General features: G+C 68.8%; 17 protein-coding genes and 1 pseudogene. 9 read left to right on the top strand and 9 right to left on the bottom strand.

Annotated elements, in window-relative coordinates:
- The first annotated feature begins 1 nt into the window (after window position 1).
- The 7 genes from HWX36_RS09945 to HWX36_RS09915 all read left to right on the top strand — a co-directional run bounded on the left by HWX36_RS09945 (window position 2) and on the right by HWX36_RS09915 (window position 8344).
- Window positions 2-442, top strand: a complete 441-nt coding sequence (locus HWX36_RS09945) for a hypothetical protein (RefSeq protein WP_175951936.1) — start codon at window positions 2-4, stop codon at window positions 440-442.
- Window positions 443-494: 52 nt separating this feature from the next.
- Window positions 495-1235, top strand: a complete 741-nt coding sequence (locus HWX36_RS09940; protein ID WP_175951935.1) for a hypothetical protein — start codon at window positions 495-497, stop codon at window positions 1233-1235.
- A 274-nt stretch (window positions 1236-1509) separates the two neighbouring features.
- Window positions 1510-2667: an efflux RND transporter periplasmic adaptor subunit gene (locus HWX36_RS09935; protein WP_175951934.1), complete on the top strand. Its 1158-nt coding sequence runs from the start codon at window positions 1510-1512 to the stop codon at window positions 2665-2667.
- A gap of 20 nt (window positions 2668-2687) precedes the next feature.
- The gene (locus tag HWX36_RS09930; RefSeq protein WP_175951933.1) at window positions 2688-5831 is read left to right on the top strand and encodes an efflux RND transporter permease subunit; all 3144 of its coding nucleotides are present in this window, start codon (window positions 2688-2690) and stop codon (window positions 5829-5831) included.
- A gap of 4 nt (window positions 5832-5835) precedes the next feature.
- Entirely contained in the window at window positions 5836-7278 is a 1443-nt protein-coding gene (locus HWX36_RS09925) for an efflux transporter outer membrane subunit (RefSeq protein ID WP_175951932.1), read from the top strand.
- A gap of 113 nt (window positions 7279-7391) precedes the next feature.
- Window positions 7392-8081 (top strand): response regulator, encoded by a 690-nt coding sequence (locus HWX36_RS09920; protein ID WP_175951931.1) that lies wholly within the window; start codon window positions 7392-7394, stop codon window positions 8079-8081.
- A gap of 26 nt (window positions 8082-8107) precedes the next feature.
- Window positions 8108-8344, top strand: a complete 237-nt coding sequence (locus HWX36_RS09915) for a hypothetical protein (RefSeq protein ID WP_175951930.1) — start codon at window positions 8108-8110, stop codon at window positions 8342-8344.
- A 107-nt stretch (window positions 8345-8451) separates the two neighbouring features.
- Here the strand turns inward: HWX36_RS09915 and HWX36_RS09910 are convergent, their stop codons facing one another.
- Entirely contained in the window at window positions 8452-9513 is a 1062-nt protein-coding gene (locus HWX36_RS09910; RefSeq protein WP_175952168.1) for an AraC family transcriptional regulator, read from the bottom strand.
- 98 nt (window positions 9514-9611) lie between these two features.
- The gene (locus tag HWX36_RS09905) at window positions 9612-11246 is read right to left on the bottom strand and encodes an AMP-binding protein (RefSeq protein ID WP_175951929.1); all 1635 of its coding nucleotides are present in this window, start codon (window positions 11244-11246) and stop codon (window positions 9612-9614) included.
- 152 nt (window positions 11247-11398) lie between these two features.
- Between HWX36_RS09905 and HWX36_RS09900 the strand changes: the two genes are divergently transcribed.
- Window positions 11399-12316, top strand: coding sequence for an SGNH/GDSL hydrolase family protein (locus tag HWX36_RS09900; RefSeq protein WP_244136351.1), 918 nt, complete (start codon window positions 11399-11401; stop codon window positions 12314-12316).
- Window positions 12317-12474: 158 nt separating this feature from the next.
- Window positions 12475-13581 (top strand): AraC family transcriptional regulator, encoded by a 1107-nt coding sequence (locus HWX36_RS09895; protein WP_175951928.1) that lies wholly within the window; start codon window positions 12475-12477, stop codon window positions 13579-13581.
- Window positions 13582-13600: 19 nt separating this feature from the next.
- On the opposite strand, the gene HWX36_RS09890 is transcribed toward HWX36_RS09895, so the two are convergent.
- The 7 genes and pseudogenes from HWX36_RS09890 to HWX36_RS09860 form a co-directional block, all read right to left on the bottom strand.
- The gene (locus HWX36_RS09890; protein WP_175952166.1) at window positions 13601-15106 is read right to left on the bottom strand and encodes a HAMP domain-containing sensor histidine kinase; all 1506 of its coding nucleotides are present in this window, start codon (window positions 15104-15106) and stop codon (window positions 13601-13603) included.
- Window positions 15106-15825: a response regulator transcription factor gene (locus HWX36_RS09885; RefSeq protein ID WP_175952165.1), complete on the bottom strand. Its 720-nt coding sequence runs from the start codon at window positions 15823-15825 to the stop codon at window positions 15106-15108. The genes HWX36_RS09890 and HWX36_RS09885 overlap by 1 nt, the downstream gene beginning before the upstream one ends.
- Window positions 15826-16244: 419 nt before the next feature.
- Window positions 16245-16349 (bottom strand): annotated as a pseudogene (locus HWX36_RS09880) (low affinity iron permease family protein); the annotation flags it as partial.
- Window positions 16350-16373: 24 nt separating this feature from the next.
- Window positions 16374-17129 (bottom strand): histidine utilization repressor, encoded by a 756-nt coding sequence (gene hutC, locus HWX36_RS09875; protein WP_175951927.1) that lies wholly within the window; start codon window positions 17127-17129, stop codon window positions 16374-16376.
- A gap of 56 nt (window positions 17130-17185) precedes the next feature.
- Complete coding sequence (gene hutH / locus HWX36_RS09870) at window positions 17186-18679, bottom strand: histidine ammonia-lyase (RefSeq protein ID WP_175951926.1); 1494 nt, start codon at window positions 18677-18679, stop codon at window positions 17186-17188.
- A gap of 7 nt (window positions 18680-18686) precedes the next feature.
- On the bottom strand, window positions 18687-19478 hold the full coding sequence (locus tag HWX36_RS09865) for an ATP-binding cassette domain-containing protein (RefSeq protein ID WP_069258218.1): 792 nt from the start codon (window positions 19476-19478) through the stop codon (window positions 18687-18689).
- 27 nt (window positions 19479-19505) lie between these two features.
- Window positions 19506-20252 carry an ABC transporter permease subunit gene (locus HWX36_RS09860; protein WP_175951925.1) on the bottom strand — a complete coding sequence of 249 codons (747 nt, stop codon included), beginning with the start codon at window positions 20250-20252 and terminating at the stop codon, window positions 19506-19508.
- Window positions 20253-20256: the final 4 nt, after the last annotated feature.

Raw genomic sequence — 20256 nt, 5'->3', positions numbered from 1 at the left:
GATGCCCGCTCTCAATCCGAATGATTTCGCGTTACACGACATCCATCGCTTTCCGGTCTGCGTGTTTCGCGCCGAACACGCGACGCCGGGCTACGCGCCCCGCTGGGAAGGCGAGATCGACACGCTGATGCGCCACGGCGAGCCGTTCGTGATCGTCTACGACGAGCTCGATACCGACGAGAGCCACGACGACCGCAAGCATCGCGCGGTCTGGCTCAAGCAGAACAAGGCGGCGCTGGGCGCCGTCTGCAAGGCGCTCATCAGCGTCGAACCCGATCCCGACCGGCGCGCGGAAGTCGCCGCTCAGGGCGAAGTCGCCGTCAAGGCATTCGGGATTCCGCATCATGCGGTGGCGTCGTTCGAGCAAGCCGTCTCGCTCGCCACGCAACTCACGCAGCAGCCTTCGGAGAACGAAGCACGGCAGGCCGGACAACGGGCATGATGCGGCCGGTGCGCCACGCCACGTTGAATTCACCACCGACACGAGGGCCGGCATGCGCTATCCCACCCTGACGATCACCGGCTCGCACACGCTTGCGTCATGTCCGTCGCGGCTCCCCGATCCCGGCGAAATCCTGTTGTGGCGACTGCGCGGCGAATGGCAGCTCGTCACCAGCGAGCGAGGCCATCTCTACCTGTCGAAGACCGAACTGCGGCGTGCCCGGTCGCATCCGAATCGCGCGCACGGCCGACGCTTCGCGATCGGGCGGTCGGCGCTGCGCGCGATCCTGGGGACGCTGGCCGGCCGCGCGGCCGACGAGCTGACGCTGGTCGACCGCGATGCCGACCATATCGCGGTCGCGGGCTGCGACGGGCTGGACGGGCTCGACGTCGTGGTCGGCCATGCCGGGATCTGGATCGTCATCGCGATCGCCCGTGGCCCGATCGGGCTGGGCAAGGCGCAGACCGGCGCGCTCGCCGATCCGGCATCGCGCGACCAGCTTCGGCTGGACAGCATCTCGAATGCGTGCGGGACCGGACACGGCGCCACGCTCGATGCGCTGGCGCCGCTCGCGGGGGCATTCCGCGAGGTCGATACGCCGCATGCCGGCCACTGGCGCCTGCTCGATATCCCGCTCTCCGGCCTGGCCTGCGCGGCAACCCTGGCCGCTCGCCAGATGGATCGCATCCATGCGGTGGGCTGGCGCGGCGAGCGGAAGGACTGGCTGGCCGATCGCGATCGGCATCTGCGCGCGGCAAAGGTGCGCGCGGCGGCCGCCTCGGTCGCGGCCTGACCGGCCGGCTTCGAAGCCCTCGCGTCGCACGTCTGCACGACGGTCGCCGTCGGCATCGCCGACGGGTGTCGTTCATGGGAGCGCACGAAGGTTGCCGGTTATGGGAGCCGGCGGCTTCAAAGCAAGGTAGCGGCCCCGCCGCTTCCGCCTTCCTCCCGCATGGCCTTCCCCTCCATCAAACCTCCATCTTTCCGCACAAAAAACTCCATCGGGCGCACGCACACTGCGATCCGACAATGCGGGCCGTTGGGTGCCTGCGTCTCATGGAGTCCACATGAAAATTCAGAAACGAGCCTGCTACGGCGCCGTGTGCGCGCTGGTGGCGGCGATGCTGGCGGGCTGCGGGCCCGCCGAACAGCAGGCCGCCGCGCCGGCCACCCCGGTTGCGGCGATGACGCTGGCCGGCGCCCCCCTCGACCTGACCGAAGACCTGCCGGGCCGCGTCGCGGCCGTCCGGATCGCCGAGATCCGGCCGCAGGTCAGCGGCATCGTGCAGCGGCGGCTGTTCGAGCAGGGCACGGAAGTGCGCGCCGGCCAGCCGCTGTTCCAGATCAACCCGGCGCCGTTCAAGGCCGACATGGACACGGCCGCGGCGGCCCTGCAACGCGCGGAAGCCGCGCTCGAGCGGGCCAAGGTGCAGACCACCCGTCTTAAACCGCTGGTCGAGGCCGACGCGATCAGCCGCCAGGTGTACGACGATTCGGTATCGCAACGCGATCAGGCCGCCGCCGACGTCGCGCAGGCCCGTGCGACGCTCGCCCGCCGCCAGCTCGACCTGAAGTTCGCGACCGTCGAGGCGCCGATCACGGGCCGCATCGACCAGGCCCTCGTGACCGAGGGTGCGCTGGTCGCGAGCAGCGACAGCCAGCCGATGGCGCGCATCCAGCAGATCGACCAGGTCTACGTGGACGTGCGCCAGCCGGCCGCATCGCTCGAATCGCTGCGCGGCGCGCTCGCGGCCCAGCCGGACACCGCCGGCAACGGGCTGCCGGTCGACGTGCTGCGCGACGACGATTCGCGCTACGACGCGCGCGGCCGCATGCTGTTCTCCGGCGTCAACGTCGACCCGGGCACCGGCGACGTGCTGCTGCGCGTGCTGGTCGACAACCCGAAGCGCGAGCTGCTGCCGGGCATGTACGTGCGTGCCCGCATCCCGCGCGGGCATTTCGACAACGCGCTGACCGTGCCGCAGCAGGCCATCGTCCGCGCGGGCGGCAAGCCGCAGGTGTGGGTGCTCGACGCGAAGAGCCAGGCGCACCTGAAGGCCGTCGAATTGGGCGAGCTGACGAACCGCAGCTACCGCATCAAATCGGGGCTGCAGGCGGGCCAGAAGGTCGTCGTCGAAGGCATGGAGCGCCTGAGCGACGGCGCGGCCGTGACGGCGACCGCATGGAAGGCGCCTGAAGCGGTCAAGACCGCTTCGTCGCACTGAGTCACGGGGAGCCTCCAGTCATGTCCCAATTCTTCATCCGGCGCCCGGTCTTCGCGTGGGTGATCGCCCTCTTCATCATCCTGCTGGGCCTGATCGCCATCCCCGAACTGCCGGTTGCGCGCTATCCGTCGGTCGCGCCGCCGACCGTCACCATTACCGCCACCTACCCGGGCGCCACGCCGCAGACGATGAACGACAGCGTGCTGAGCCTCATCGAGCGCGAGCTGTCCGGCGTGCGGAACCTGCTGTACTTCGAATCGGCGTCGGATACCTCCGGCCAGGCGAAGATCACCGCGACCTTCAAGCCCGGCACCGATTCGGCGATGGCGCAGGTCGAGGTGCAGAACAAGCTCAAGTCGGTCGAGCCGCGCCTGCCGCCCGTCGTGCGGCAAAACGGCGTGATCGTGGAATCCGCCTCCACGGGCTTCCTGTTGTTCGTCGGCCTGAAGTCGGACAGCGGCCGCTACGACGAAAACGCGCTGGCCGACTATATGGCGCGCAACATCGTCGAGGACCTGCGACGTGTCGAAGGCGTCGGCAAGGTGCAGCTGTTCGGCGCCGAACAGGCGATGCGCATCTGGGTCGATCCGCAGAAGCTGATCACCTACGGCCTGTCGATGAACGACCTGACGACGGCCGTCAGCCAGCAGAACGTGCAGATCGCCCCGGGCAGCCTCGGTGCGGCGCCCGCGCTGCCGGGCCAGCGCGTCACGGTGCCGCTCACCGCGCAAGGCCAGCTCACGACGCCGGAGCAGTTCGCGAAGATCGTGCTGCGCGCGAATGCGAACGGCTCGAAGGTCGTGCTCGGCGATGTCGCGCGGGTCGAACTCGGCCCGCAGGCGTTCACCTTCGTCAACAGCGAGAACGGCAAGCCCGCCACCTTCGCCGGCGTGCAGCTGGCGCCGGGCGCCAATGCGGTGAAGACCGCCGAGGCCGTGCGCGAGCAGCTCGACATGATCGCCAAGACGATGCCGGCCGGCATGACCTACTCGATCCCGTTCGATACCGCGCCGTTCGTGAAGATCTCGATCGAGAAGGTGATTCACACGCTGATCGAAGCGATGGTGCTCGTGTTCCTGGTGATGTACCTGTTCCTGCAGAACGTGCGCTACACGCTGATCCCGGCGATCGTCGCGCCGGTGGCGATGCTCGGCACCTTCACGGTCATGCTGATGACAGGCTTCTCGATCAACGTGCTGACGATGTTCGGCATGGTGCTCGCGATCGGCATCATCGTCGACGATGCGATCGTCGTCGTGGAGAACGTCGAACGCCTGATGGTGGAAGAAGGCCTGTCGCCGAAGGACGCGACGATCAAGGCCATGAAGGAAATCACCGGCGCGATCATCGGGATCACGCTGGTGCTGACGGCCGTGTTCCTGCCGATGGCGTTGTCGAGCGGTTCGGTTGGGGTGATCTATCAGCAGTTCACGATGTCGATGGCCGTGTCGATCATGTTCTCGGCCCTGCTCGCGCTGACGCTGACGCCGGCCCTGTGCGCGACGATGCTCAAGCCGGTCGAGCATGGCCACCACGAGAAGCGCGGCTTCTTCGGCTGGTTCAACCGCCGCTTCGACCGCCTCACGCAATGGTACGAGACGCGCGTCGGCCGGCTGGTCGGCCGCACGGGCCGCATGATGCTGCTGTTCGTCGCGATTTCCGCCGCGCTGGTATTCGGCTTCCGCATGCTGCCGTCGTCGTTCCTGCCCGAGGAAGACCAGGGCTACTTCATGACCGGCTTCCTGCTCCCGGCGGATTCGACCGTCGAGCGCACCGGCGACGTGGTCAAGACGCTCGAGAAGCATCTCGCATCGCGTCCGGGCATCGAATCGAGCATCTCGATCATCGGCTACGGCTTCTCCGGCCTCGGCTCCAACGCGGCACTGAACTACGCGGTGCTCAAGGACTGGGACAAGCGCGGAGACGCAACCGCGATGGACGAAGCGATGCGCGCGCAGGCCGCGATGGGCGGCGTGACGGAAGGCACGGTCATGAGCCTGTTGCCGCCCGCGATCGACGGGCTGGGCACCAGCTCGGGCTTCACGATGCGCCTGCAGGATCGCGCGAACCAGGGCTACGCGGCGCTCAAGGCGGCCGAAACCAGGCTGCTCGAACTGGCCGCGCAAAGCAAGGTGGTGACCGGCGTCTATCCGGACAGCCTGCCGGCCGGCACGAGCGTGAAGCTGGACATCGACCGCGACAAGGCCGAAGCGCTCGGCGTGTCGTTCACGACCATCAGCGACACGCTGTCGGCCGCGATGGGCTCGACCTACGTGAACGACTTCCCGAACGCGGGCCGCATGCAGCAGGTGATCATCCAGGCCGACGCGCCGGCGCGCATGCAGATCGAGAACGTGATGAAGCTCTACGTGCGCAACGCGACCGGCGGCATGGTGCCGCTGTCCGAAGTGGTGCGTCCGGTCTGGTCGGAAACCCCGCTGCAGATGGTGCGCTACCAGGGTTATCCGTCCGCACGGATCTCCGGCGGCTCGGCCCCCGGCTACTCCAGCGGCGCGGCAATGGCCGAGATGGAACGTCTGGCCGCGCAGTTGCCGCCGGGCTTCACGGTGGCGTGGACCGGCCAGTCGCTGCAGGAGCGCGAGTCGGCTTCGCAGGCGCCGATGCTGATGGCACTGTCGATGGTCGTCGTGTTCCTGGTGCTCGCGGCGCTCTACGAGAGCTGGGCGATTCCGTTGTCGGTGATGCTGGTGGTGCCGCTCGGCCTGATCGGCGCACTCGGCGCCGTGATGCTCCGCGGGCTGCCGAACGACGTGTTCTTCAAGGTCGGGATGATCACCGTGATCGGCCTGTCGGCGAAGAACGCGATCCTGATCGTGGAGGTCGCGAAGCAGTTGCGCGAGGAAGGCATGGGGCTGATCGAGTCGGCCGTGCAGGCATCGAAGCTGCGCCTGCGCCCGATCCTGATGACCTCGCTCGCGTTCGGCCTCGGCGTCGTACCGCTGATGATCGCGACCGGCGCGAGCGCCGAAACGCAGCACGCGATCGGCACCGGCGTGTTCGGCGGCATGGTGACCGCCACCGTGCTGGCCATTTTCTTCGTTCCGGTTTTCCATGTGTTCGTGATGAGCATCCAGGAACGCCTCTCGGCATGGCGCGCATCCGGCAAGCAGCCCGCCGCCGTGACCCACGAACATGAAGGTTGATGCCATGCGATTACTCATTCTTTCCGCTGCGGTATCCGCCGCTCTCGCGCTGTCGGCGTGCTCGATGGCGCCGAAGCTGGTCAGGCCCGAGATGCCGGTGCCGACCGCCTATACGACGGCTGCCGCGGCCGACCAGCACGCGAACGCGGCCGATCTCGGCTGGCGCACGATGTTCGGCGACCGTCGCCTGCAGCGCCTGATCGAGCTCGCGCTCGAGAACAACCGCGACCTGCGCCTGGCCGCGCTGAACGTCCAGGCCGCGGAAGCGCAGTACGGCATCCAGCGTTCCGCGCGCCTGCCGTCGATCGGCGCCGGCGCGAGCTTCACGCGCCAGCGCACGGCGGCCGATTCGCAATCGAACCCGCCGCTGCTCGAAAACACGCAGAACCAGTACGGCGTGAACGTCGGCGTCAGCGCGTTCGAGATCGACCTGTTCGGCCGCGTGAAGTCGCTGTCCGATGCGGCGTTCGCGCGCTACCTCGCGACCGATCACGGCCGTCGCGCCGTGCAGATCGCGCTCGTCGGCTCCGTGGCCAACGCGTATTTCGCCGAGCGCCTCGCGCAGGAACAGCGCGCGCTGTCCGAACGCACGCTGGGCGACTGGCGCCAGTCGCTCGATCTCGCACGCCGGCTCAAGCTCGCGGATCAGGCCAGCGGCGTGGACATCGCGCAGGCCGAAGGCCAGGTCGCGAGCGCCAGCGCCGATCTCGAGGCGCGTTCGCGCGCCGTCGAGCAGGCGAACAACGCGCTGCGGCTGCTGGTGGGCACCGACCTGCCGAAGACCCTGCCCGACCCGCTGTCGCTGGAACGCCAGCCGGTGATGACGCAACTGCCGGCCGGGCTGCCGTCGGAGTTGCTGTACCGCCGGCCGGACATCCAGCAGGCCGAGCAGAACCTCGTCGCCGCCAACGCCGATATCGGCGCGGCGCGCGCGGCGTTCTTCCCGCGCCTGTCGCTGACCTCGTCGATCGGCTTCCTCAGCCCGGGGCTGGGCAGCCTGTTCGACGGCGGCCAGCGCGTGTGGAGCTTCGCGCCGCAGGTCACGCTGCCGATTTTCCAGGGCGGCCGGCTGCGTTCCGAGCTGAATCTCGCGGAAGTGCGCAAGTCCAGCGCGGTCGTCGAGTACGAACGCGCGATCCAGACCGCGTTCCGCGAAGTGGCCGACGGCCTCGCCGGGCGCGAGACCTTCAGCCGCCAGATCGACGCGCAGACGAAGGTCGTCAAGAGCGCCGAGCGCCGCACCGATCTCGTGAACCTGCGCTATCGCGCCGGCATCGAGGATCGGCTGGAGCTGCTCGACTCGCAGCGGCAGCTGTATGCCGCGCGCCAGGCGTTGCTGGATCTGCGCAACGCCGAACTGAACAACGCGGTCGCGCTCTACAAGGCGCTCGGCGGCGGGCTGATCGACACCGACGTGCCGCCCGCCAACAACGTGGCGAACCACTGAGCCATGAGCCGTCGCCGATCCGTTCGCGACGACTGAAAGCACGGTGAAGTCCGGCGGCGCACGTGCCGCGCCGCCGGCCCGCCTACCGGTCACGCTCACTTCCAGTGAACCCGATGAACCCTCTGATACTCATTGCCGAAGACGATCCGGAGATCGCCGACATACTCGACGCCTACCTCGCCCACGACGGCTTTCGCACCTACCGCGTCGGCCACGGCCAGGCCGTGCTCGACGTGCAGCCCGTGTTGAAGCCCGACCTGATCCTGCTCGACGTCAGGATGCCGCAGAAGGACGGCTGGGAAGTCCTGGTCGAACTGCGACGCCGCGGCGACACGCCGATCGTCATCATCACGGCGCTCGACCGCGAGATCGATCGCTTGCAGGGGCTGCGCTTCGGCGCCGACGACTACATCACGAAGCCGTTCAATCCGGCCGAGGTGGTCGCGCGCATCCGTGCGATCCTGCGTCGCGTCGAAACAGCCGCGTCGGGACGCTTCATCAAGGTCGGCAACCTTGAAATCGACACGCAAAGCTACCTGACCACGGTCCGCACGGACGCCGGAGAAACCGGCGTGTCGCTGACGCTGACCGAATTCCGGCTGCTCGCGCACCTGGCCGGCTCGCCGAACCGCGTGTTCACGCGCAGCGAACTGATCGACGCCTGCCTCGCCGACGTCGATGCGCTGGAGCGTACCGTCGACAGCCATATCAGCCGGCTGCGCAAGAAGCTCGAATGCGCGGGCGCGTCGGGGATGCCGGAGGTGATGCGCGGCGTCGGCTACCGGCTGCGCAGCACGCAGTGAACGCGCGTCATGGATCGCGGCGGCGTGTGGCGCGGATCTTCGGCCTCCTGACGGTTGCTGTCGGGCTGACGATCGCCGATGCAGCGTTCGTCGCGTACTGCCTGATTCATGCGGTCTGGTTTCCCGCGACGAACGGCGCGCTCGCAGCCGTGATTCGCGAGACACCGGACTACCTGGTACTTGCCGCGTTGCTGTTGGCCGGACTGGTCCCGTCGGTCGTCGATCTGGTCAAACTGCTGCGCGCGCCGCGCACCCGTCGATGAACACGCGAGTCCGGTCACGTCGCGCATGGGAGCCATCCATGGGAACGCGAGAAGGTAGCCGATTATGGGAAGCGGCTACCTTGAAGCGACGCCCGACGCCCGACGCGTTACGCGCGCCGCCGGTAAGTGCCCGGCGTGCTCCCGGTCCAGTGCCGGAACGCGCGATGGAACGCGCTCGGATCGTCGAAGCCGATGTCGGCGCCGATCGCCGCGATCGTGTCGGGCGTGTCGGTCAGCCGCTGGATCGCGATGTCGCGCCGCAGTTCGTCCTTGAGCACCTGGAACGTCGTCCCTTCGGCAGCCAGGTGGCGGCTCAGCGTGCGCACCGAGCAATGCAGGTGCTCGGCCGCCTGGTCGATCGCCGGCAGGTCGGGCAACGCTTCCGACAGGTACTGCCGCACGCGATGGCACACCCGCTGTTCGCTGAACGATTCGAAGATCCAGTCGCCCGGTGCGCGCGCAAGGAACTTGCGCAGGTTGCGCTTGCTCTGCCGGATCGGCGCATCGAGGTAGTCCGCGCTGAAACGCATCAGCGTGCGCTCGCAATCGAATTGCACGGAACCGGTGAAGAAGTACAGGTGATCGACCGCATGGCGCGGCCGCGGGCACGCGAACTCGATCCGCAGCAGCGGGATCTTCTGCCCGATCAGCCAGGAGCACACGCCATGCACGAGCTTGAGCATCAGTTCCTGGCCGAGCGCGCCGATCGGGCCGATGGCGTCGTTCGGGCGCAGCAGCACCTGCGCGACGAGACCGTCGCGCTTCGATTCGACGAAGAAATCGTCGAGCAGGATATGGAAGAATTGCCCGAAGCGATGCAGCGCCGTTTCGAGGTTGCGCGCATCGAGCAGGCTCAGGCACAGGTACTTCAGCGTGCCGCCGCGCAGCGGGCGCGAGAAGATGCCGGGCATCTCGTCGTCGAGGTCGATCGCGAGCGTGCGGTACAGCGTCGAGAACTGCTCCTCCGTCACGCGCGCGTGCGGCTCGCCGAGCAGCTCGATCGGGATGCCGGCCCCGCGCAGGTAGCGCTCGACGATGTCGCGCTGCACGCCCGCGCTCGCGAGGAAGCCATTGACGAGCGAGATCGGCACCGTCGCGCTCGGCGACGGCAGCGCACGCCCGGGCTGGGCGGAAAGTGAATCTGAACCGGTCATCGCGTCCCCGTCGATCGAACCGCTCGCATTGTACTTGAGCGGCCCGCGCGTCTGCTTCGGGGCCTACGGCGCGCCGGGCCGCGCAGCCGCGGCCGCGCGGCGCTTCGACGCCATCAGTCGGTGCGGCTGAGTTCCCGGCGCAGGATCTTGCCGACGGTCGACTTCGGCAGCCGGTCGACGAAGCGAACGAGCTTCGGCACCTTGTAGCCCGCGAGGCTCTGGCGGCAATGCGCGACGAGTTGTTCCTCCGTCACGTCGGCATCCTGCGCCAGCACCACGAACAGCTTCACGGCCTCGCCGGTACGCGCGTCCGGCACGCCGATGCAGGCGCATTCGGCGACGCCCGGCGCCGCGGTAGCCACGGCTTCCACTTCGTTCGGGTACACGTTGAAGCCCGACACGATGATCATGTCCTTCTTGCGGTCGACGATCCGCAGGAAACCGGCTGCGTCGAACACGCCGACGTCGCCGGTGCGGAAATAGCCGTCGGCCGTGAACGCGGCCGCATTCGCATCCGGTTTGCGCCAGTAGCCGCCCATCACCTGCGGCCCCTTCACGCAGATCTCGCCCGCGTCGCCGATCGCCACCTCGTTGTCCTGTTCGTCGAGCAGCTTCACGTCGGTCGACGGCAGCGGCACGCCGGTGGTGCCCGTGAACGCGTCGATCGACTGCGGGTTGAACGACACGACCGGCGACGTTTCCGACAGCCCGTAGCCCTCGCGGATGAAGTTGCCCGTCACCGCTTGCCAGCGCGACGAGATCACGTCGATCACGGCCGCGCCGCCGCCGGCCGACAGCTTCAGCCGCGACCAGTCGACTTCCGTCAGGCGCGGATGGCCGGCGAGCCCCGCGTACAGCGTGTTCACGCCGACGAACACCGTCGGCCGCGCGGCCTTCAGCACGTCGATGAAGCCGTCCATGTCGCGCGGGTTCGCAACCAGCCAGTTCTGCGCGCCGATCGCGAAGTAGGACAGGAAGTTCACCGTCAGCGCGAAGATGTGATACAGCGGGATCGCCGTGACGACGACCTCCTCGCCCGGCGCGCGCGCGGCCGGCACGATCGCCCCGAACTGCTCGATGTTCGCGACGAGGTTGCGGTGCGACAGCGCGGCGCCCTTCGACAGGCCGGTCGTGCCGCCGGTGTACTGCAGCAGCAGCAGGTCCGCGCCGCCGAGCGCGACCGGTTCGAGCGCGAGCGACTCCCCGGCGGCAATGGCAGCCGCGAGCGGGATCGAACCGGGCGGCAGAGCGTCGCACGCGCCGGCCGGCGCATCGACGACGCCGAGATCGCCGCGCCCGACGCTCAGCACGGTGCGCACGCGCGTGCCGCCGGCCACTTCGGCGAACGTGCCCATCGACCCGCCGCACACCACGGCGACTTCGACGCCCGCGTCATCGAGCTGATGCTCGAGTTCGCGCGCCGTATAGAGCGGGTTCACGTTGACCTGGATCGCGCCGATCTTCGCGACGGCGATGAAGACGACCGGAAACGCGAGCACGTTGGGCAGCATCACGGCCACGCGATCGCCCTTGCGGACGCCCGCGACCTGCTGCAGATACGCGGCCAGCGCGGTCGACAGGCGGTCGACGTCGGCATAGGTGAGCGTGCGGCCCGACGCGCGGAACGCCGGCTTGTCGGCGAACCGGCGCATCGCGTCGTCCAGCAGCGCGCTGACGGAAGGAAAGCGATCGGGATCGATCTCGGCGGGGATCGCGCCATATGACGCGGTCCAGTGTCTCTTGATCATGTAGGTATCCTTGTGCGGCCGGCGCGCAGGCTTCGCGCATCGCGGGAACCGCTCCCGGATCGATGCTGGCGCCGCTCGGTCGACACCCCGTGCCGCTTGGGCGCAGGTCGTCTCACGAAGGCCGACTATCGCCCGCCGGCCGTGCTTTGCAAATGATCGATGCGGCCGTAAAGATGATCGAAACGGACACGCAAGCAAGGTCATCGGAAGATCCCGCGCGACAAGACCGATATCGCGGCCACGCTGGCCTTTCTGAACGAAGTCGCGTAGCCTCCGCGATTCTTCACTGCAAAAGCGCATCCCCTCGATCTTCTTGCTCCATGTTGACGCTATACAAGTACGCGCTTGGCCCGATCCTGCTGGCTCAGGCGCGTTGGTTGCGCAGAACCGCGCTGCGCCTGCCCGAGGCCAACGGTCCCCGTAACGGGAGCGAGGGCGCGGACGATGGTTCGACGGCGCCCCTGCGCATCCTGGTGGTCGGCGATTCTTCGGCGGCGGGCGTGGGCGTGGACGAGCAGGAACAGGCACTGGCGCAGCCGGTTGCACGGCTCCTGGCACGCGCCACGGGCCGACGGGTCGAATGGCAACTGATCGCGAAGTCCGGCGTCAATACGGACGAGGCGTTGAAGCTGTCGATGTGCAGCACGATCGGGCCGGCCGACTACCTCGTCACGGCGCTCGGCACGAACGACGTCACGTCCCAGCGCAAGCCGGGGCAATTCATCCGCGACTATATCGCGCTCGCGGATCATCTCGGACTGCGAACCGGCGCCGCCGGCATCGTCGTGACGGGATTGCCGCCGTTGCGCATCCTGCCGGCCGCACCGCATCCGCTGCGGTGGTACCTCGGCCGCTACGCCATTCGACTCGACCGGATCTTGCAGCGCTGGGTCGACCTCCATCCCGCGCGACGTTACGTGTCGCTCGAGTGGGCCGCGAATCCCGCCGAGATGGCAATCGACCGGTACCATCCCGGGCCGAATCAATATCGCCGATGGGCCGAACTCGTCACCGACAAAATTCTGACGTTGCTCGGCGAGACGGGCGCGCCTCGACACACGGGAAAGTAGCCGACATCGGGCAAGACGGCGCGCCGGCGCCATGCGCGGCAGACGGTCCGGCCCACGGGCGGCGGCCGGACTCAGGGTGAACCCTGTGGCGACCCGGCGCATTCGAGGGCAGAATCGCGTACCTGGAATCGGTATCGAATCGGACTCAGGACTCACCCATGCTGCGCGACGCGCCGTTGAAACCGGCCAGGACACGGCCCCCCGGCGATCGGTCGCCCGACGCCGCGCTGCCCGCCATGCTGCGCGAGAAGTGCTTCTCGCCGTCCAAGCACGCGGTCCTGCTGCAGGTCGCGTCGGACCTGGGGCTCGACGCCGCCGCCGTGCTGGCGGGGACCGGTCTCGATCCCGCCGCGATCGCCGATCCGTTCACGCTCACGTCGTCCCGGCAGTTCCTGACCGCCGCGGGCAACGCGATCCGCGCCTACGGCAAGCCGGATCTCGGCGTGCGGGTCGGGCACCGGCTGCACGCGTCGAGCTACGGAATGTACGGCTACGCGATGCTGTGCTCGGAATCGATGGCCCACGCGTTCGACTCGGCCGTCAAATACCACCAGCTCGCGAACCCCATGCTCGAAATCGGCTGGGTCGTGCAGGACGACACGGTTTCGTGGCTGTTTCCCGACCGGGAAACCATGCCGCTGCCCTGTCTCGACGAGCCGCTGTACCGCTTCCTGATCGACATGCAGTTCGCGCTGCACGTGACGATCATCAAGGACGTGATGGGCGCGTGGTGCGTGCCGGCGCGTGCGCAGTTCACGCAGCCGGAGCCGCCGCACGCAGCCATGCTGTCCGACGCGCTCGAATGCCCGCTCGCGTTCGGCCAGCCGCGCAACGTGCTCAGCTACCCGGCCGCGTGGCTCACGCGCGCACCGCAGCTCGCGAACCCGATCACCGCCGCGCAGGTGTCGTCGCACTGCGCGCGGCTGCTCGACGAACTGCGCACCCAGTCGGGCGTCACGCGCCGCGTCTACCAGGAACTCACGCGCATGCCGGGGCAGTTCCCGGACCTCGACGCGATCGCACGGACGCTGTGCATCACCGCGCGCACGCTGCGCCGCAAGCTCGAGGCCGAAGGCACGTCGTACAGTGAACTGCTGACGAGCGTGCGCAAGGCGCTGGCGATCGACTACCTGACCACGACCACGCTCAGCACCGAGGACATCGCATTGACGCTCGGCTTCAGCGACGCGGTGGGGTTCCGTCACGCGTTCAAGCGCTGGACCGGCAGGACGCCGAGCGACGTGCGGCGCAAGCGGGGCGGTTGAACGCGGGCATCGACGATGGTCAGCGCCCGTCGCCGACAGCAGGCGCAGCCACCACCAGCGCGAACTCGAACACCGCACCGCGCCCGGCCCGGTCGACCAGCCGGATGCTGCTGCCGTTGAGCGCCAGCATCCGGTGCACGATCAGCAGCCCGAGGCCGCCGCTTGTCACCGCGCCGCCGCTCATCGGCCGCTGCGGCCGCTGGAACAGCCCTTCGCGCCGGGCCGCCGGAATCCCTTCCCCGGTATCGGCGACAGTCACGAGCACGCGGTCGCCGCGCGGCTCCAGCGCGACCTCGACCTCGCCGTGCGCCGGCGTATGCCGCAGCGCGTTGTCGAGCAGGTTGGTCAGCACGCGCTCGATCATCCCGAGATCGGCCGACACGACCGGCACCCGCGGCGGAATCCGCGCATGCAGCGCGACGCCGCGCGCCTGCGCGGTCAGCTCGAATTTCTGGAACACGTCCTGCACGAGATCGACGAGCGAGAACGGCTCGCGCTCGGCCTGCACGCCGCCCGATTCGAGCCGTGCGAGCTCGAACAGCGCCTGCGCGAGCCGGCCGACCTTCGCGCTCTGCGCGAGCGCGATCGACAGGTAGCGCCGCCGTTCGGGTTCGGCGAGCGTGTCGGACTTCAGCGACAGCGTCTCGAGATAGCCATGCAGCGACGTGAGCGGCGTGCGCAGGTCGTGCGAGATGTTCGTGATCAGTTCGCGCCGCTGCTGGTCCTGGTGCGTCAGCGCGCGCCACTGGTCGCCGATCCGGTCGGCCATCTGCGCGAACGCGGATTCGAGCACGACGATGTCGTCGCCACGGCGGCCCGGCGGCGAGCGCGGCACCGGCGGCTGCGTGTCGGGCGTGCCGTTCGCGTCGAAGCGGCGCATCGCATCCGTCAGCCGGCGCAGCGGGCGCGTGATGAAGCTGAACGCGGTGAGGCCCGCGAGCAGGCCGAGCAGCGCGACCAGCGCCATCGACCACAGTGTCGTGCGCAGTACGTTGCCGGCGTCGACGCGCGCGGCCAGCCGGTCGTGCGCCTCGCCGAGCAGCACCACGTAGATGTAGCCCGACGGCGGCTGCCCCGCGCGCTGCAGCGGCGCGGCGCTGAACACCTTGCGCGCGTCGAGGCTGCGCGGGTCGTCGCCGAGGATCGGCAGCGGCTCGCCCGCGATGAAGCGCCGCACGGGCGCGAGATCGACGCGGTCGCGCTTCACGTGGCCGGGCGGCGCATCGTCGCCCTTGATGCGCCCCGCGTTGTCGAGCAGGTACACCTCGACGCTCGGGTTCACGCCCATCAACTGGCCGAACAGCGTGCGCACGGCATCCGGGCGCAGCCCGTTCGCATCCATCAGCGGCGCGCTGTGGGTCACGCTGTTGACGATATTGGCGGCCAGGTCGCGCGACAGCCCCTGCACGACCTCCTGCTCGCGCATGTCGTTCGCGCGGATCTGCAGCCACGCGGACGCGCCCGAGCACGCAAGCAGCAGCACCGAGAACACGAGCGACAGCCGCTGGGTGAGGGTGAGCTTCATCATGCGTCCCGCTGGCCCGGCGCGGCGAGCTTGTAGCCGCGGCCCCATACGGTGAGGATCCGCACGGGCTCGGCCGGATCGGCCTCGATCTTCGCGCGCAGCCGGTTGATGTGGGTATTGACCGTGTGTTCGTAGCCTTCGTGCTGGTAGCCCCACACGGCATTGAGCAGGTCCATCCGCGAGAACACCTTGCCCGGGTGCCGTGCGAAGAAATACAGCAGGTCGAATTCGCGCGGCGTGAGATCGATGCGCACGCCGTCCACGCTCGCCTCGCGCGCGATCGGGTCGATCGCCAGCCCCGCGACGTCGAGCGTGCCCGCGTCGATCCGCGAATCGCGCGCGAGCGCATCGACGCGCCGCAGCAGCGCCTTCACGCGCGCGACGAGTTCGAGCACCGAGAACGGCTTGGCCAGATAGTCGTCGGCGCCAAGCTCGAGGCCGAGGATCCGGTGCACCTCGCTCGACCGGGCGCTGGTGATGATGATCGGCGTATAGCGCGTCATCGCGCGTGCGCGCCGGCAGATTTCGAGGCCGTCCACGCCCGGCAGCATCAGGTCGAGGATCAGCGCATCCCAGCCGCCCTGCTCGAGCAGGCGCAGGCCCTCGGCGCCGTCCGCGCTGTGCACGACCTCGTAGCGCTCGTCGCGCAGGTGCAGGCTCAGCACGTCGGCGATGTCGGCGTCGTCCTCGACGATCAGGATGCGTTTCGGTTGGTCCATGGCGGCGGGCGGCGGCACGTCGGTGCCGAGGTCGGGTATCGGTTCGGGCAAGCCCCGGTCCGGCTGGCCGGATGCCCGGGGTCGAATCGCGGCAACGCGCCGCGCTGCCGCCATTGTGCAAAATTTTGCGGCGGGGAGTGTTCACATTTAATTTATATTTCCCGTCGCCGGATGAAATGCGTGACGCACGCCGGGTGCGCGGAACCGAACGGGTGACACATCAACGCGATAACCCGCGCGAAATGTTGAAGCCGCGGCGCACCGCGGCGTCGGGACAGAATTGACCCGCGCTTGAAAAATCGTCCGCCGATCGCGTGCCGGTCGTTGCGCAGTCGCGCTGCCACCCGTCGGGATTCCGGCGAAGGGTCGGCCGGCTTGCGATCGCGGCCGGCGTCCCGTTTGTCGTCCCCGGCGGCCACCCGCTTCGCCATGTCGAGATAGGTCCGGGCCATCGCGCGCGGTTCTTCCTCCGACGCGTCCTCGATCCCGATCAGCCGGTCGCTGGCCGCGTGCGTGACGGCCACCGGCGGCGGCGGCCCTACCCCTGGCTACACCCGCCCCGCCAGATGAAACCGCGACGCCGGATGCCACAACTGCACCGACGTCGCGACCTGCCCGCCGACCCACGTGCGCCGCCGCAGCAGCAGGCATGGTTCGCCGATTTCCATCACGAGGTGCCGGCGCACCTGCGCATCGGGCTTTTGCGCGTAGATGCGGAATTCCGCGCGCTGGATCGGCGCGAGCCGCACCATGTAGTGGTTCGGCGTCTCGACCGTGAAATCCTGCTCGAGGTAAGCGGGAAACAGCGCAGGATTGACGTAGCGATCCTCGAACTGGATCGGCTCGCCCTCCTCGCAATGCACGATGCGCGAATGAAATACCGGCCCCGTACGCAGCCCGAGCGCTTCGACCGCTTCGGGATCGTCGCTGCTTTCGATCGACACCACGCGCGCACTGTGCCGATGGCCGCGCTCGGCGATCTCGTCGGCGATGTTGCGGATCTCGAGCACCGTCGATTCGTAATGACGGCGCTCGACGAAGGTGCCGGCCCCCTGGATGCGGGTCAGCACGCGCTCGGCAGTCAGCTCGCGCAGCGCACGCGACACCGTCATCCGCGCCACGCCGAACTCCTTCACCAGTTCGGCCTCGGTCGGAATCGCGCCACCGGGCTTCCAGTCGCCGTTCGCGATCCGCTCGACCACGTAGCGCTTGATCTGCTGGTAGGCCGGCAGCGCGCGCGCCGGCACGTCGTCGCCCGGTGCGGCATCCGGCCGGGCAGCCGTGTATCGTTCCGCTTCGTTCATGCGCCCTCGATCGAATGAAGGTTGGATGACCTGCCCACCATCGCACCGCCGCTGCTTCACGCCAGCGACGGCGGTGCGCCCGCGACGATGGCCGCCGCGCTCGCGATGTCGTCCGCGAGCGGCCGGTCGTCGTGATACGCCGGCACGCGTTCGCGCACGTAACGCCACAGCGCATCGGTCGGCGCCGCCGGCGACGCGCGGTTCTCCTGAAGATCGTACGCCTGCGCGGCGGCCAGCAACTCGATCGCGAGCACACGCGTGGTGTTCTCGATGATGTCGAGCGCCTTCAGCGCGGCCGGCGTCGCATGGCACAGGTGATCTTCCTGCAGGCCCGACGTGATGCCGCCGTCGAGGCTCGCGGGCGCGGCGAGCCGCTGGTTCTGCGCAACCAGCGCGACCGCGGTGTACTGCGCGATCATGAACCCGGAACACGTGCCGCCCGGCGTCGCGAGGAACGCCGGCAGCCCGCTCACGAGCGGATTGACGAGACGGTCGAGCCGCCGCTCGGCAATCGCCGCGACCTGCGCCATCGCGGCCGCGAGGCTGTCCATCGCGAGCGCGATGCCCGCGCCGACCGCATGCGCCTGCGAATGGACGGCCGGCGCGTCGCGCGTGCCCGCGACGATCGGATTGTCGGTGACGGACGCGAGCTCGCGGTCGACGACTTCCGCCGTGACCGCCAGCACGTCGCGCGCCGCACCGTGCACGTGCGGAATCGTGCGCAGGCTGAGCGGATCCTGCGTATGCCGCCCGTGCGCCGCGGCGAGCATCGCGCTGTCGGCAAGCATCGCGCGCAGGCGCGCGCCGACGTGCCCGATGCCCGGCGAAATGCGTAGCGCCAGCGACGCCGGATCGAACGCGGCGAGCTGGCCGCCGAGATTCTCGAAGCTCGTCGCCGCGATCCAGTCGGCCCAGTCGAGCAGCCGCTCCGCGCGCGCAAGCGCGAGCGCGGCGAGCCCGGTGACACACGGGGTGCCGTTGACGAGGCTCAACCCCTCCTTCGCGCCGAGCACAAGCGGCTCACGGCCGATGCGGCGCAGCGCCTCGTCGCCGCGCACGCGTTCGCCGCGGTGACGCGCATGGCCATGGCCGATACAGACGAGCGCGACGTGCGCCATGTGGGTCAGGTAGCCGACCGAACCGTGCGCCGGCACTTCCGGCAGGCAATCGTGTTCGAGCAGCGCGACCAGCTGGTCGACGATGCCGGCGCGCACGCCCGAGTGCCCGTGCGCGTAGTTGTTGATCGCGGCGGCAATGATCGCGCGCGTTTCGGCCGCGCCGAGCGGCGCGCCGACGCCGACCGCATGGCTCATCAGGATGTTGCGCGACAACGCGCCCTGCTGCGCCGGCGACACGATCACGTCGCACAGCGCACCGACGCCCGTGTTGACGCCATACGCGCGAATGCCGCGCGCGACGATTTCATCGACGAGCTCGCGCGCCGCGACGACGCGTCCGCGCGCCTCGTCGGTCAACGCGAGCGGCGCGCCGGCCGCCACCGCCGCAATCTGCCGCCAGTCGAGCGGCCGTGCCGAACGGAATACGGTCATGGCAGCCTCAGTTCGCGGCGCGGTCATGATGGCTCGACACGAACTGGCGGAAGCGTTCGGAGCACTGGCCGCCGAACAGTTCGCCGGGCGTCCCGTCCGCATCGACCTCGCCCTGATGCAGGAACATCACGCGGTTCGACACATGCCGCGCGAAGCCCATTTCGTGCGTGACGACCAGCATCGTGCGCCCTTCCTCCGCCAGCGAGCGCATCACGCGCAGCACCTCGCCGACCAGCTCCGGATCGAGCGCCGACGTCGGTTCGTCGAACAGCATCACCTTCGGATGCATCGCGAGCGCGCGGGCGATCGCGACCCGCTGCTGCTGGCCGCCCGACAGATGGGCCGGATAGTAGCCGCGCTTGTCCGCGAGGCCGACACGCGCGAGCAACGCCTCGGCCTCCTCGACCGCTTCCGCGCGGCTGCGCTTCTGCACGCGCAGCGGCCCTTCGACCAGGTTGTCGAGCACGGTCATGTGCGACCACAGGTTGAAGTTCTGGAACACCATCCCGAGCTGCGAGCGGATGCGATCGACCTGGCGCCGGTCGCCCGGATGCAGCTTGCCGTCGCGCGCGCGCTTCATCTTCAGCTCTTCGCCGGCGAGCGCGACCGTGCCGTCGTCGGGCGTTTCGAGCAGGTTCAGGCAGCGCAGGAAGGTACTCTTGCCCGATCCGCTCGCACCGAGGATCGAGATGACGTCGCCTTCGTGCGCATCGAGCGAGATGCCTTTCAGCACGTGGTGATCGCCGAACGACTTGTGGATGTTCCTGACCGACAGGGCGACGGGAGCAGCTGTGTTCATCGAATTCTCCTGGAAGGAAGGACGCGGTCAGGATGCGACGCGGCGCGCATTGCGTGCGCCGGCCGCGGGCGGGCCGGACGGCTTCGGCGCGCGCAGGTGGCCCGACAGCCGCCATTCGAGCGCGCCGAGCAGGCGTACGACGACGAAGTTCAGGCCCAGGTAGATGAGGGCCGCGCACACGAACACCTCGGTCGTCCGGTAGGTTTGCTGGATGATCTGCTGCGCGACGCCCGTCACCTCCCACACGGTCACGAGGCTGGCGAGCGCGGTCGACTTGACCAGCAGCACGGCTTCGGTCGAATACGCGGGCAGACACTGGCGCAGCGCGATCGGGCCGATCACGCGGCGCAGCAGCGCGAAGCCCGACAGGCCGATCGAATAGCCGGCCTCGATCTGCCCGACCGGCACGGCCATCAGCCCGCCGCGCAGGATCTCGGCCGTGTAGCCGGCGGTGCAGAGCGCGAGCGACAGCACCGCGCACACGTACGGCTCGCGCAGCAGCGGCCACATGAAGCTCTCGCGGATCACGCCGAACTGGCCGAGCCCGTAGTACACGAGAAACATCTGGATCAGCAGCGGCGAGCCGCGAAACACGAGGATGTATGCACGCGCGAAGCGGTTCGGCAGCCAGCGCGGCGACACGCGCATCGTGACGATCACGAGCGACAGCAGGCCGCCCAGCACGAGCGACGCGAAGAACAGGCCGAGCGTGGTCGGTACCGCCGCGAGCAGCTGGCGCAGCGTATCGAACAGGAAGTCGAAATCGAGTGACATGTGC

The organism is Burkholderia sp. BCC0405 (genome assembly GCF_902833075.1).
Classification (GTDB): Bacteria; Pseudomonadota; Gammaproteobacteria; order Burkholderiales; family Burkholderiaceae; genus Burkholderia.
This window is presented reverse-complemented; position numbering and strand designations above follow the sequence as displayed.

What these genes read in the sequence shown, in the direction of transcription:
- HWX36_RS09945 (WP_175951936.1), top strand. Translation starts at nt 2, where the DNA reads ATGCCCGCTCTCAATCCGAATGATTTCGCGTTACACGACATCCATCGC.
- HWX36_RS09940 (WP_175951935.1), top strand. Translation starts at nt 495, where the DNA reads ATGCGCTATCCCACCCTGACGATCACCGGCTCGCACACGCTTGCGTCA.
- HWX36_RS09935 (WP_175951934.1), top strand. Translation starts at nt 1,510, where the DNA reads ATGAAAATTCAGAAACGAGCCTGCTACGGCGCCGTGTGCGCGCTGGTG.
- HWX36_RS09930 (WP_175951933.1), top strand. Translation starts at nt 2,688, where the DNA reads ATGTCCCAATTCTTCATCCGGCGCCCGGTCTTCGCGTGGGTGATCGCC.
- HWX36_RS09925 (WP_175951932.1), top strand. Translation starts at nt 5,836, where the DNA reads ATGCGATTACTCATTCTTTCCGCTGCGGTATCCGCCGCTCTCGCGCTG.
- HWX36_RS09920 (WP_175951931.1), top strand. Translation starts at nt 7,392, where the DNA reads ATGAACCCTCTGATACTCATTGCCGAAGACGATCCGGAGATCGCCGAC.
- HWX36_RS09905 (WP_175951929.1), bottom strand. Translation starts at nt 11,246, where the DNA reads ATGATCAAGAGACACTGGACCGCGTCATATGGCGCGATCCCCGCCGAG.
- HWX36_RS09900 (WP_244136351.1), top strand. Translation starts at nt 11,399, where the DNA reads ATGATCGATGCGGCCGTAAAGATGATCGAAACGGACACGCAAGCAAGG.
- HWX36_RS09895 (WP_175951928.1), top strand. Translation starts at nt 12,475, where the DNA reads ATGCTGCGCGACGCGCCGTTGAAACCGGCCAGGACACGGCCCCCCGGC.
- HWX36_RS09890 (WP_175952166.1), bottom strand. Translation starts at nt 15,106, where the DNA reads ATGAAGCTCACCCTCACCCAGCGGCTGTCGCTCGTGTTCTCGGTGCTG.
- HWX36_RS09885 (WP_175952165.1), bottom strand. Translation starts at nt 15,825, where the DNA reads ATGGACCAACCGAAACGCATCCTGATCGTCGAGGACGACGCCGACATC.
- hutC (WP_175951927.1), bottom strand. Translation starts at nt 17,129, where the DNA reads ATGAACGAAGCGGAACGATACACGGCTGCCCGGCCGGATGCCGCACCG.
- hutH (WP_175951926.1), bottom strand. Translation starts at nt 18,679, where the DNA reads ATGACCGTATTCCGTTCGGCACGGCCGCTCGACTGGCGGCAGATTGCG.
- HWX36_RS09865 (WP_069258218.1), bottom strand. Translation starts at nt 19,478, where the DNA reads ATGAACACAGCTGCTCCCGTCGCCCTGTCGGTCAGGAACATCCACAAG.
- HWX36_RS09860 (WP_175951925.1), bottom strand. Translation starts at nt 20,252, where the DNA reads ATGTCACTCGATTTCGACTTCCTGTTCGATACGCTGCGCCAGCTGCTC.